Here is a 12,329-nt window from a genome sequence, read left to right on the forward strand (position 1 = left end):
ACGGAGCGACGGAACTCCAACTCCTCGCTTTACCGCCCCTCATCCGCCCTTCGGGCACCTTCTCCCGGAGGAAGAAGGGAAAGCAGGTCACGCCAACGCCGCGTTGTGCACACCCGCCACCGCGCGCCCCGAAGGATCGGCCGCATTCGCAAACGCCGCATCCCACGCGATCGCCGCGGGCGTCGAACACGCGATCGACTTGCCGCCCGGCACCGTGTGCGCGCAGGCATCGCCCGGGAAGAACTGTTCGAAGATGCGGCGGTAGTAGTACGCCTCCTTGGTCTGCGGCGGGTTGATCGGGAAGCGTTCGGCCGCGGCGGCGAAATCGTGGTCGCTGACGTGCGCTTCGGCGTGCGCCTTCAGCCCGTCGATCCACCCGTAGCCGACGCCATCGCTGAATTGCTCCTTCTGTCGCCATAGGATCGAGTCCGGCAGATAGCCGACGAACGCCTCGCGCAATACCGCTTTTTCAATGCGACGCGATCCATCAGGGGCAGTACCCGCCATCTTCGCCTGCGCGTCCATCGCCATCGCCACGTCGAGGAATTCGACGTCGAGGAACGGGACACGCGGCTCCACGCCCCAAGCCATCATCGCCTTGTTCGCGCGCAGGCAGTCGTAGCTGTGCAGCGCATCGATCTTGCGGATGGTCTCGTCGTGGAACTCACGCGCGTTCGGTGCCTTGTGGAAGTACAGGTAGCCACCGAAGATCTCGTCGGCGCCCTCGCCCGACAACACCATCTTCACGCCCATGGCCTTGATCCGCCGCGCCAGCAGGAACATCGGCGTCGATGCGCGGATCGTCGTCACGTCGTACGTTTCGATGTGGCGAATTACCTCCGGCAATGCATCGAGGCCTTCCTCGAAGGTGTAGTGGAAACCGTGGTGCACGGTGCCGAGCGCTTTTGCAGCGATTTCCGCGGCGGCGAGATCGGGCGAACCATGCAGCCCAATCGCGAACGAGTGCAGGCGTGGCCACCAGGCTTCGGAATGGTCGTCGTCTTCCACCCGGCGACGGGCGAAGCGCGCGGCGCAGGCGGCGACCAGCGAGGAATCGAGTCCGCCCGATAACAGGACGCCATAGGGTACGTCGCTCATCAGTTGCCGGTGCACGGCGCTTTCGAGCGCGTCACGCAGCTGTTCCGGTGCGATGGTGACGCCCTGTGTCGCCGCGTAATCGCGCCAAGGTTTTTCGTAATAGCGCACCGGTTCGCCGATCTCGCTGTCGAAGTAATGCCCCGGTGGGAACGGCGCGATGTCGTCGCAAACGCGCACCAGCGCCTTCATCTCCGATGCGACCCACAACCGGCCATCCGCGTCATGGCCCCAGTACAGCGGACAGACGCCAATGGGGTCGCGCGCGATCAGGTAGCGACCCTTCGCGGCATCCCACAACGCGAAAGCGAAGATGCCGTTGAGTTTCGCCACGCCGGCGGGGCCGTGCTCGCGATACAGCGCGTTGATCACTTCGCAATCCGAGCCGGTCAGGAACTCGTAGGGCTGCTGTAGTTCGCGCTCGAGTTCACGGTGGTTGTAGATCTCGCCATTCACTGCCAGCACCAGATCGCCATCGGACGAGCGCAGCGGCTGCGCGCCGCCGGCGGGATCGACGATGGCGAGGCGCTCATGCACCAGCAGCGCGCGCGGCTCGGCATGCACGCCGGACCAGTCGGGGCCGCGATGGCGCTGGCGCGCCGACAAGGACAAGGCCAGCGGCCTGAGCGGCGTGAGGTCGGCGCCGGGGCGCAGGTCGTAGATGCCGAGGATCGAACACATGACGGGGACTCCGATTGAATGAAAAAACCCTGAAAACAAAAAGGCCCGCACTTCGCAGTGCAGGCCTTGGTGAGCGATGAGCGTTTGTCTTGCGCGCTAATCGCCGGCCTGCGGAAGGCTGGCGTTATTGCGATTGTTATTCACGACCACGGACGCGCGGCCACGGCCGCTGATAGCGGCGTTGGCGATGCGGCGGCGGGCGGGAGTGAAGGACATGGGTCGATAGTGCTGGAGGGTTCGTGCTTCTGCAAGCATTGTTTTCATTTGCAACGAACTGCCCGGCCGGATCAGGCCAGTAGCCGTTCGATCAGGGCCAGGTACAGCCCCGGCAGTGCTTCCAGATCGGCCACGGCGACATGTTCGTTGACCTTGTGGATGCTGGCGTTGACCGGGCCGACCTCGATGCAATGCGCGCCCAGCGGGGCGATGAAGCGCGCATCCGATGTACCGCCGCCAGTACTTTCTTCCGGCGGACTGCCGGCGAACTGCGCCAACACCTCGCGCGCGGCGGCGCGCAGTGGGCCTTCCGGCGTATAGAACGGTTCGCCGCCGCGGTGCCAATGGATTGCATAGTCGAGCCCATGCGCACGGAGCACGGCTTCGCATTCCTGCTTGAGCTGTTCAGGGCGCCAGTTCGGGTTGTAGCGCAGGTTGAACAAGACCTCCAGTTCGCCCGGAATCACATTGTTGGCCCCGGTGCCGGCGTGTACGTTGCTGATCTGCAGGCTGGTCGGTGGGAACGATTCGTAACCGTCGTCCCATTGCCGAGCGGCGAGTTCGGACAGCGCCGGCATGGCCAGGTGGATCGGATTGCGCGCTTTCTCGGGATAGGCGACGTGGCCTTGCACGCCCTGGACTGTCAGCGTCGCCGACAAGGTGCCGCGGCGACCGATTCGCAACAGGTCACCCAGCGTTTCCTTCGACGACGGCTCGCCGGTGATGCACCAGTCGATGTGCTGGCCGCGCTCGCGGAACAGTTCGGCAACCCGGCGCACGCCATCGATCCCGTCGCCCTCCTCATCCGAGGTCAGCAGCAAGGCGATCGTGCCGTGATGTTCCGGATGTGACGCAACAAATTGTTCAAGGGCGACCACAAAGGCGGCAACACTGCCCTTCATATCCGCCGCACCACGTCCATACAGCTTGCCGCTGCGTATCTCCGGCGCGAATGGCTCGCTGGCCCAAGCCTCGCGCGGACCGGGCGGTACCACGTCGGTATGGCCGAGCAGCACCAGCACCGGACCATCACTGCCGTGGGTGGCCCACAGGTTATCGACATCGTCAAAGCGCAGATGCTCGCAACGGAAACCTGCGCGCTCCAAACGTTCCGCGATCATTTCCTGGCAACCGGCGTCGTCGGGCGTCACCGACGCGCGGGCAATCAACTGCTGCGTGAGTACAAGCACGTCGCTCATTTCGATCCCCGCTCGTCCTGGGCGCGTATGGCGAAGCGCAGCTTGAAGCTGTTGTCGCTGAAACCTTGCGTGACCACACCGTCGTCCGTGACCACTACTGGGCGACGAATCAGCTGTGGATATTCCTTCAGCAGCAACTTCCATTCGGCGTCCGAACCCGGCGCCTTGCGATTGGGGGGCAGCGTGCGCCAGGTGGTCGATGACTTGTTGATCAGCGCGTCCCAGTCGCCCACCTGCTTCGCCCAGCCGGCAAGCGTCTCTGGCGATTGCCGCTGGTCGCGGTAGTCGACGAAAGTGTGGGCGACGCCGAAGCGTTCGAGCCACTTGCGCGCTTTCTTGCAGGTATCGCAGTTGTTCAATCCGTAGAGCGTGGTCATGCCGCAAGCTTCCCCGATGCGTCATCCAGCGAAGCTGGAATCCATGCTGATCAAAGCAACCAAAGATTATTCCGCGTGTCCCCGCAACAGGTCGTTGATCGAAGTCTTCGCACGGGTCTTGGCATCCACCTGCTTGACGATCACCGCACAGTACAGCGAATGACTGCCATCCTTCGCCGGCAGCGAGCCGGACACCACGACGCTGCCAGGCGGCACGACGCCATAACTGATCTCGCCGGTCATGCGGTTGTAGATGCGCGTGCTCTGTCCGATGAACACACCCATGCCGATCACGCTGTGGTGGCCGACGATGACGCCTTCAACGACTTCGGAACGCGCGCCGATGAAGCAATGGTCTTCGATGATCGTCGGCGAAGCCTGCAGTGGTTCCAGTACGCCACCGATGCCGGCGCCACCGGAGATATGGCAGTGCTTGCCGACCTGCGCGCAGGAACCGACCGTCGCCCAGGTGTCGACCATGGTGCCGGCGCCGACGTAGGCACCGATGTTGATGAAGCTCGGCGTCAGCACGACGTCCTTGCCGAGATAAGTACCGCGTCGCACCACAGTCCCCGGCAGCACGCGCACGCCGAGTTTGCGGAACTTCGATTCATCGAAGTCCGCGAAGCGCAGCGGGATCTTGTCCCAGTACGGCGCCGGATCGGCCTCGATCAACTGCATCTCCTGCGTGCGGAAATACAGCAGCACCGCCTTCTTCAACCACTCGTTGACCTTCCAGCCGCCCTTGCCGTCCGGCTCGGCGACACGGAATTCGCCGCTCTCCAGGCCTTCGATCACGCGCTGGACCGACGGCTTCGTCGCCCACTCGATTTCCTCCGGCGTGAGCATGGTGCGTCGTTCCCAGGCGCTCTCGATATGGAACTTGAGCTCGTCGACGCCCGGTCCTTCTGGTGCCTTGCTCTTCTTCGCGGTGGTCTTGCGTGGGGTCATCGACTCTCTCCATCGAGTTGGGCCAGCAGCGCTGCACGCAGCGCCTGCTGTTGCGTTTCGTCGAGCGCGGTGTCGCGCTCATCGGTGATCTGGAAGACGTCTTCTGCGCGTTCGCCAAAGGTGGCGATGCGCGCGTCATGCACGCGCAACCGGTGCGCGCGCAACGATTGGGTGACGTCGGTCAGCAAGCCCGGCCGGTCGTTGCAGACCAGGCTGAGCATGGTGCGGCGGCCATCGTCCGTCGTGGTGAACTCGATCTGCGGTGCGATGCGGAAGTGCCGCAGGTGCCGTGGTTGGGCGCGTCGCGAGGGCTTGATCGTGTCGAGGTCCGTCGCCGACAACGCAGCAGCGACGCGTCGTTCGATGTCCTCGGCAGTCACGAAGCGCTGGCCGTCGACGGGCAGCACTTCGAAGGTGTCGAACACATTGCCATCGGGACCGTCGAGCAGGCGCGCCTGCTGGATCGCCAGGCCGGCACGGTCGAGCGTGGCGACGATCGCAGCGAACAGGCCATCGCGATCGGGCGAATACACGAACACTTCCAGCGCGCCGGCCTGCGCGCCGAGCGTACGTGCACTGACCCGGGTTCCACCGGGTTGCGTACTGCGCAGCACGGCCGCCTGCCACGCCACTTGATCCGGACGGCCGCGCAGGAAGCTTTCATCCGGCATGGCGGCGAACAAGCGGTCGGTGTCCGGTGCGTCCACGCTGAAACCCACCAGCAGCGCGCGGGCCGCGGTGCGTGTTTCCTCGATGCGCTCGGCAGCGGCCACCGGATGTTCGAGGCCGCGCCGCAACGCCAGCCGCGTCGCGGTGTAGAGGTCGGCGAGCAGACGATCCTTCCATGCATTCCAAAGTTTTGGCGATGTGCCGGCGATGTCGGCGCATGTCAGTAGGTACAGCAGGTCGAGGCGCTCGCGATCGGCGACCAGCGTGGCGAAACGATGGATGACGTCGGGATCGCTGATGTCCTGCTTCTGCGACGTGACCGACATCAGCAGGTGCTTCTGCACGAGCCACGCGACCAGCTCCGTGTCGCTTTCCGACAAACCGTGGGCGGTGCAGAAATCGCGTGCGTCGACGGCGCCGAGCTCGGAATGATCGCCGCCGCGGCCTTTGCCGATGTCGTGGAACAGGCCGGCCAGCAGCAGCAACTCCGGCTTGCGCAGGCGCGGCCACACTTCATGCGCGATGGCGAAACGCTCGTCGGCCACGCCAGAAGCAAAGCCGGCAATGTTCTTCAGTACCGCGAGCGTGTGTTGATCGACCGTATAGACGTGGAACAGATCGAACTGCATGCGCCCGGACACCTGCGCGAATGCCGGCAGCCAGCGTCCGAGCACGCCCAGGCGCGCCATGCGCGCAAGGGTCCTGACCGGTTGCGGTCCGCGCAGCAGTGCCATGAACGCTGCGCGCAACGGAGCATCGACGTCGGTGTACGCCGGGATTTTCGACAAGGCTTCGGCCAATGCACGCGCGGTATGCGAATGCAGCCCGCGGATGTCGGCACGCGCGGCCCACGCCGCGAACAGCGCGAACACGTGCGCGGCATCGCCATGCGGCCATGCCGGATCGCGCGCGGCGAGGTAGCCGCGACGGAGTTCGAACTCGGCATCCAGCGGCTGCGGCACCGCTTCGCCTTCGAGTTGTTCCTCGAAGCGCTGCAGCAGGCGGTCGTTGATGCGCCATACCAGCGCCGCACTGCGGTACAGGCCCTGCATCATCTGCTCGACGGCAAGGTTGTCGGCGGTGTCGACGTGGCCGAGCCGGGCCGCCAGTGTTTTCTGATGGTCGAAACGCAGGCGTTCTTCGCGCCGGCGCGCGACCAGGTGCAGGCCCCAGCGCAACCGCGCCAGCGCGTCGTGCTCGCGCTTGAGCGTGGCGTATTCGTCGGCGCCGAGTTGGCCGAGCGCAATCAGCGGCTGCAGGTCGCGCGCACCGAGCACGCGCAGTGCCATCCAGCGCAATGTCTGCACGTCGCGCAGGCCGCCGGGTCCTTCCTTGAGGTTGGGCTCGAGGTTGTTGGCGGTGTCGCCGAAACGTTCGTGGCGCGCGCGTTGCTCCTCGCGCTTGGCAATGAAGTAGTCGCGCGGCGGCCACACGCGTTGTGGGGAGATCGCATCCGCCAATCGCGCGATCGCCGCAGCATCCGCCCGCAATGGTCGCGCCTCTGACAACGCGGTCAACACCGTGATGTCGTCGGCAGCGGCCTGCGTGCATTCGGCTGCCGATCGGACCGCATGGCCGACCGGCAGACCGGCGTCCCACAGCAACGCGAAGAACCGTGCGAGCGCATCGTGGCTGGTCTGCTGTGCGTCGGCTTCGGCCAGGACCAGCAGGTCGATGTCGGATTGCGGATACAACTCGCCGCGGCCATAACCGCCGACCGCGAACAACGCCAAGGGGGCATCGGCAGGGAGGCAACGCGCCCATGCCTCGCCCACAAGCGCATCCACCTTTTGCGCGCGGGCGCTCAACAGCCTGCTGATGTCTTCGTTCTTGTCGAAGCGTGCCGCCAATGCGACATCGGCTTCGGCCAGCGCTGCCCGGGCCGTGGCGGCCCAGGCGGCGTCGTTGGATGCCGCCGGCACAGTCACGGCGGCGGCCGATTCGCTCATAGGTCGTTATCGTCGCCAGGAAGCCGCGTCAGGATCTCCACGCCGTCCTCGGTCACAGCGACGGTGTGCTCCCACTGCGCGGACAACTTGCGGTCCTTGGTGACCACGGTCCAGCCGTCGGGCAGCAGCTTGGTGTGACGCGCGCCTTCGTTGATCATCGGCTCGATGGTGAAGGTCATGCCGGTCTTCAGCACCGTGCCCTCGCCCGGACGACCGTAATGCAGCACCTGCGGGTCCTCGTGGTAGATGCGGCCGATGCCGTGGCCGCAGTACTCGCGCACCACGCTGAAGCGTTCGCCTTCAGCCAGGGTCTGGATGGCATGGCCGATGTCGCCCAGGGTCGCGCCGGGCTTGACCATGCGGATGCCACGGAACATCGCCTCACGGGTCACGTCTACCAGCCGCTTGGCCATGACCGACGGCGTACCGACGTAGTACATGCGGCTGGTGTCGCCGTGCCAACCGTCCTTGATGACAGTGACATCGATATTCACGATGTCCCCTTCCTTCAACACCTTGGCCGCGCTGGGGATGCCGTGGCAGATCACGTTGTTGACCGAAGTGCAGACGGTGGCAGGAAAGCCACGATAGCCGACGTTAGCCGGAATTGCCTGCTGTACGTTGACGATATGGTCGTGACAGATGCGATCCAGCTCCTCCGTGGTCACCCCGGGCTTCACGTATGGGGCGACCACCTGCAGGACTTCGGCGGCCAGGCGGCCGGCGACGCGCATCTTCTCGATCTCGTCTGGGGTTTTGATGGTGATGGACATTCAGGGATTATCGCCCATCTCGTCGCAGACCGACTCCCAACGCTGCTTGACCGGACATCCATGCGTCTTGCGTAGGGCAATGAGTGTTTCCGAATTCGCCTGGAGACAGGGCCATGACTTGCGCAACGCCTTCGCTCGGGAATGAAGCCTCGCCGTTCCGCACCTCGCGAAGGCAAGTGCTGGGTGGCCTCGCGGCGGGCGTGGGCCTGCTGCTTCCGGGGTTTGCCCTCGCCCAGAAGGAGTCCCTGATCCGCCGCGGTACGCCGCAACTGACACTGGGCCCGTTCTACCCCTTGGATCGCCCGGAGGAGGACGCAGACCTGACCCACATTGCCGGCCGCCCAGGACAAGCGCAGGGCACGATCATGGAACTGACTGGCCGCGTGCTCACCGAGGCAGGCGCGCCGGTGGCCGGCGCCCTGCTCGACATCTGGCAGACCAACGGGCTCGGGCGCTACCACCACCCCGGCGACGAGTCTGGGCTGCCGCTCGACCCCAATTTCCAGGGCGCGGCCGTGATCCACACGGATGCCGAGGGCGGCTACTGGATTCGCACCGTCATCCCCATGCCCTACGGGCGGCGGCAGCGCCACATCCATTTCGACGTGCGCGGCAAGCGGCGACGCCTGATGACGCAAATGTTCTTCCCCGGCGAGCCCAACGAGCGCGACACCCTATACCCCACGCTGCAAAGCGCGAAGTTGCAGTCCGCTGTGACCGCCCGCGTCAATGGCGAGCGCGAGGGCGTGCGCCTGTTCAACTGGGACATCGTCCTCGCCGGCGAGTAAGTCGCCGCGCCTTCACGGCCCGCTCGCCCGTGAGTTGCCCGTAACCAGCCGCCCGGCTACAATTCCGCGGCTCTGTAGGGCCTCCGCCTTCCAGATCCGCCCATGCCGGGCGTCACCGGCAAATTCACACCTGCTGCCACAGCCTGTACCGGGGTGTCTGCTTGCCAGTCTGGAGCCAAGGCTCCAGTAGTTTCAGGCGAGGGATCTGGATACAGAAGCAGCAGGGACGCCTAACCCCGGAACCGATGCCCGCCTCAACGACCGGCGGCTGGTTCCATGTCATTGGAGTACAAGCAATGCCCCAGATCACCATGCGCCAGATGCTGGAAGCCGGCGTGCATTTCGGCCACCAGACCCGTTACTGGAACCCGAAGATGGGTCCGTACATCTTCGGCGCCCGCGGCAAGATCCACATCATCAATCTCGAGAAGACGATGCCGCTCTTCTCGGACGCGATGAACTTCATCTCCGCGATCGCGCAGAAGCGCGGCACGATCCTGTTCGTCGGCACCAAGCGTTCGGCGCGCGAAGCGATCAAGGAAGAAGCCACCCGCTGCAACATGCCGTATATGACCCAGCGCTGGCTGGGCGGCACGCTGACCAACTTCCGCACCGTCAAGGCTTCGGTCTCGCGCCTGAAGGAACTGGAAGCCGGCGAAACCGATGGCACCTTCCAGAAGCTGGTCAAGCACGAAGTGCTCCGCCTGCGCCGCGAGCGCGACAAGCTCGACGCTTCGCTCGGCGGCATCAAGGAAATGAACCGTCTGCCCGATGCGCTGTTCGTCATCGACATCGGCCATGAAGACATCGCGGTCAAGGAAGCCAAGAAGCTCGGCATCCCGGTGATCGCGGTCGTCGACACCAACTACGACCCCAACCTGGTCGACTACGCCATCCCCGGCAACGACGACGCCATCCGCGCCGTGCAGCTGTACGCCAGTGCCGCCGCCGACGCCGTGCTGGAAGGCAAGGCCGCCGCGCCGTCCGTCGCTAGCGTGCGCGAAGACGAGTTCGTCGAGCTCGACGCCGAAGGCAACCCGGTCGCCAAGGAAGACCGCAAGGCCGCCCCGCGTGGTCGCGCCCCGGCCAAGAAGGGCCCGCCCGCCCCGGCCCGCAAGCCTGCCGCCAAGACCGACGCGCCGGCCGCCGAGTAAAACCTGCGTCATGCGGCCGCGCCATGCTGCGCGGCCGCTCCTATTCCCGTTGTAGGGGCGGCTTATAGCCGCGAGCTTCTTGCCTCATGCGGCAGTTCGTGAAGAGCTCGCGGCTATAAGCCGCTCCTACAGATCATTTGAATTTTGAGGTAACCCCCATGGCTGAAATCACCGCTTCCCTCGTCAAGGAACTGCGCGAGCGCACCGGCGCCGGCATGATGGAGTGCAAGAAGGCGCTCACCGAGAACAACGGCGACATCGACGCCTCCGCTGAGTGGCTGCGCAAGCAGGGCCTGGCCAAGGCCGACAAGAAGGCCGGTCGCGTCGCTGCCGAAGGCCGCATTGCGGTCGCGCAGGACGGCGGCAAGGCCGTGCTGGTCGAGATCAACTCCGAGACCGACTTCGTCGCCAAGGACGAAAACTTCCTCGCCTTCGCCAACGCCGTTGCCCAGGCCGCGCTGGCTTCCGGCGCCGCGGATGCCGAAGCGCTGAAAACTGCCAAGCTGCCTTCCGGCGAAACCGTCGAGGAAGCCCGCGCTGCCGTCATCGCCAAGGTCGGCGAGAACGTGCAGGTGCGTCGCCTCGCGCGCATCGACAGCGCCAACAACGTTGCCGCCTACGTGCACGGCGGCCGCATCGGCGTGCTGGCCGAGGTCAAGGGCGGCGACGCCGACCTCGTCCGCGGCATCGCGATGCACGTCGCTGCGATGAACCCGCCGTACAACAAGGCCGCCAACGTGCCGGCCGACTTCGTCGCCAAGGAAAAGGAAATCGAGCTGGCCAAGATGTCCGACAAGGACAAGGCCAAGCCGGCCGAGATCCTCGAGAAGATCATCAGCGGCAAGATCGCCAAGATCGTCAACGAAGTCACCCTCTACGGCCAGCCCTACGTGCTGAACACCGACCAGACCGTCGAAGCCACGCTGAAGACCGCTGGCGCCGACGTGATCGGCTTCCAGCGCCTCGCCGTCGGCGAAGGCATCGAGAAGGTGAAGGAAGATTACGCTGCCGAAGTTGCGAAGGCGATGCAGGTCTGATCGTCTGCTCAAGCGCAACCACGAAAAACCCGCGAGCGATCGCGGGTTTTTTGTTGGCTGCAACTACAGCGATTCCAGCACATCGAGATATTTGCGCCGCCACGCAGTGATGTCGTCGTGCCGCAGCCGCTTCATCATCGCGTGCCAGCGTTCGCGACGCTCGGATAGCGGCATGGCATGTGCGGCAGCGATCGCGTCGGCGACACCATCCAGGTCGTAAGGGTTCACGATCAGGGCTTCGCCCAACTCCATGGCCGCACCGGCGAAACGCGACAGGAGCAGAACGCCGGGGTCCTCGGCATCCTGCGAAGCGACGTACTCCTTCGCCACCAGGTTCATGCCATCGCGCAGCGGCGTGACCAGGCCGATGTTGGCGAGACGATAGAACCCGGTCAGTACGCCGTGCGAGAAGTCGCGATTGACGTAGCGCACCGGCGTCCATTCCGGCGCCGCATGCCGGCCATTGATGTGGCCGGCCAGTCCTTCCAACTCGCGTCGCAGCGCCTGGTATTCGGGCACTTCGCTGCGCGAAGGTGGTGCGATCTGCAGGAATGTCATCTGGCCACGTTGTTCTTCGTGGCGCTCCAGATAACGCTCGAATGCCCGGAAGCGATCCGGCAGGCCTTTCGAATAATCGAGACGATCGACGCCGATCATCAAAGCGCGTGCGCCGAGGCTGGCCTTGAGTCGTTGTACCGATTGTCTGGAGGCTGCGGACGCTGCCTGCTTCGCGATGGTCGCAGTATCGATGCTGATCGGGAAAGCACCGGCGCGGAACTGGCGACCGGCCGCGGTTTCCATCAAACCGCTGGCGACGATGCGCCCTCCCCCGTACAGACGCACGTAGCTCTGGAAGCGCTCGAGGTCGCGCGAGGTCTGGAAGCCGACGAGGTCATACGACGACAGCGCCGCAAACAACACCTCATGGCTGGGCAACGCCGAGAGCAGGTCCGCCGACGGCATCGGCACGTGCAGGAAAAACCCAATCCGGTTGGCCACGCCCAGTTCGCGCAGGCGTTCGCCCAGCGGAATCATGTGGTAGTCGTGCACCCAGATCACATCGTCGTCGCGCAACTGCTGCACCAGCGTGTCGGCGAACATGGCATTGACCTGCCGATAACTGGCATACGTTTCGCGGCTGTAGTCGACCAGGTCGAGCCGGAAATGCAGCAACGGCCACAAGGTGCGGTTTGCGAAGCCGTTGTAGTACGCGTCGAAGTCGTCGTGCGACAGGTCGACCGTGCAGTAAGTGACATTGCCATCCTGCTGCACATTCAACCGACCCGATGGCTCATCGCTTCGCTTGCCACTCCAGCCGAACCACATGCCACCGCCCTCCTTGAGTGCGGCGCGCATCGCGACGGCCAGGCCGCCGGCGCGCGGCGTGCTCGGGAGCGCGACGCGATTGGAAACGACGACGAGGCGGCTCATGCGGGCCCC

The 12,329-nt window shown here is 64.9% G+C and carries 10 protein-coding genes; 3 read left to right on the plus strand and 7 right to left on the minus strand.

Annotated features, from left to right (window positions below; translation table 11 throughout):
- Positions 1-87: 87 nt before the first annotated feature.
- From asnB to map, 6 genes are all read right to left on the minus strand, one after another.
- Positions 88-1,776 carry an asparagine synthase B gene (asnB, locus tag MO486_RS02505; RefSeq protein WP_242904290.1) on the minus strand — a complete coding sequence of 563 codons (1,689 nt, stop codon included), beginning with the start codon at positions 1,774-1,776 and terminating at the stop codon, positions 88-90.
- 287 nt (positions 1,777-2,063) lie between these two features.
- A complete protein-coding gene (gene dapE / locus MO486_RS02510; protein ID WP_242904292.1) occupies positions 2,064-3,191 on the minus strand; it encodes a succinyl-diaminopimelate desuccinylase in 1,128 nt (375 codons plus the stop codon).
- Positions 3,188-3,568, minus strand: a complete 381-nt coding sequence (locus tag MO486_RS02515) for a Spx/MgsR family RNA polymerase-binding regulatory protein (RefSeq protein WP_242904294.1) — start codon at positions 3,566-3,568, stop codon at positions 3,188-3,190. Before MO486_RS02515 ends, dapE begins: the two co-directional genes overlap by 4 nt.
- A 66-nt stretch (positions 3,569-3,634) precedes the next feature.
- The gene (gene dapD, locus MO486_RS02520; protein ID WP_242904295.1) at positions 3,635-4,519 is read right to left on the minus strand and encodes a 2,3,4,5-tetrahydropyridine-2,6-dicarboxylate N-succinyltransferase; all 885 of its coding nucleotides are present in this window, start codon (positions 4,517-4,519) and stop codon (positions 3,635-3,637) included.
- On the minus strand, positions 4,516-7,137 hold the full coding sequence (gene glnD / locus MO486_RS02525) for a [protein-PII] uridylyltransferase (RefSeq protein ID WP_242904296.1): 2,622 nt from the start codon (positions 7,135-7,137) through the stop codon (positions 4,516-4,518). Before glnD ends, dapD begins: the two co-directional genes overlap by 4 nt.
- A complete protein-coding gene (gene map / locus MO486_RS02530; protein ID WP_242904297.1) occupies positions 7,134-7,910 on the minus strand; it encodes a type I methionyl aminopeptidase in 777 nt (258 codons plus the stop codon). The genes glnD and map overlap by 4 nt, the downstream gene beginning before the upstream one ends.
- A gap of 113 nt (positions 7,911-8,023) precedes the next feature.
- On the opposite strand from map, the gene MO486_RS02535 reads away from it, so the two are divergent.
- The 3 genes from MO486_RS02535 (at position 8,024) to tsf (ending at position 10,889) form a co-directional block, all read left to right on the plus strand.
- Positions 8,024-8,698, plus strand: coding sequence for a hypothetical protein (locus MO486_RS02535; protein WP_242904298.1), 675 nt, complete (start codon positions 8,024-8,026; stop codon positions 8,696-8,698).
- A 296-nt stretch (positions 8,699-8,994) separates the two neighbouring features.
- Positions 8,995-9,852: a 30S ribosomal protein S2 gene (rpsB, locus tag MO486_RS02540; RefSeq protein ID WP_242904299.1), complete on the plus strand. Its 858-nt coding sequence runs from the start codon at positions 8,995-8,997 to the stop codon at positions 9,850-9,852.
- Between the two features lie 158 nt (positions 9,853-10,010).
- A complete protein-coding gene (gene tsf, locus MO486_RS02545; protein WP_242904301.1) occupies positions 10,011-10,889 on the plus strand; it encodes a translation elongation factor Ts in 879 nt (292 codons plus the stop codon).
- Between the two features lie 63 nt (positions 10,890-10,952).
- Here the strand turns inward: tsf and otsA are convergent, their stop codons facing one another.
- Positions 10,953-12,320: an alpha,alpha-trehalose-phosphate synthase (UDP-forming) gene (gene otsA / locus MO486_RS02550; RefSeq protein WP_242904302.1), complete on the minus strand. Its 1,368-nt coding sequence runs from the start codon at positions 12,318-12,320 to the stop codon at positions 10,953-10,955.
- Positions 12,321-12,329 lie beyond the last annotated feature (9 nt).

This window comes from Lysobacter sp. CFH 32150, assembly GCF_022758295.1.
In the GTDB taxonomy this organism is placed as follows: domain Bacteria; phylum Pseudomonadota; class Gammaproteobacteria; order Xanthomonadales; family Xanthomonadaceae; genus CFH-32150.

Coding starts and splice junctions, on each gene's coding strand:
- asnB (WP_242904290.1), bottom strand. CDS start 1,776: ATGTGTTCGATCCTCGGCATCTACGACCTGCGCCCCGGCGCCGACCTC.
- dapE (WP_242904292.1), bottom strand. CDS start 3,191: ATGAGCGACGTGCTTGTACTCACGCAGCAGTTGATTGCCCGCGCGTCG.
- MO486_RS02515 (WP_242904294.1), bottom strand. CDS start 3,568: ATGACCACGCTCTACGGATTGAACAACTGCGATACCTGCAAGAAAGCG.
- dapD (WP_242904295.1), bottom strand. CDS start 4,519: ATGACCCCACGCAAGACCACCGCGAAGAAGAGCAAGGCACCAGAAGGA.
- glnD (WP_242904296.1), bottom strand. CDS start 7,137: ATGAGCGAATCGGCCGCCGCCGTGACTGTGCCGGCGGCATCCAACGAC.
- map (WP_242904297.1), bottom strand. CDS start 7,910: ATGTCCATCACCATCAAAACCCCAGACGAGATCGAGAAGATGCGCGTC.
- MO486_RS02535 (WP_242904298.1), top strand. CDS start 8,024: ATGACTTGCGCAACGCCTTCGCTCGGGAATGAAGCCTCGCCGTTCCGC.
- rpsB (WP_242904299.1), top strand. CDS start 8,995: ATGCCCCAGATCACCATGCGCCAGATGCTGGAAGCCGGCGTGCATTTC.
- tsf (WP_242904301.1), top strand. CDS start 10,011: ATGGCTGAAATCACCGCTTCCCTCGTCAAGGAACTGCGCGAGCGCACC.
- otsA (WP_242904302.1), bottom strand. CDS start 12,320: ATGAGCCGCCTCGTCGTCGTTTCCAATCGCGTCGCGCTCCCGAGCACG.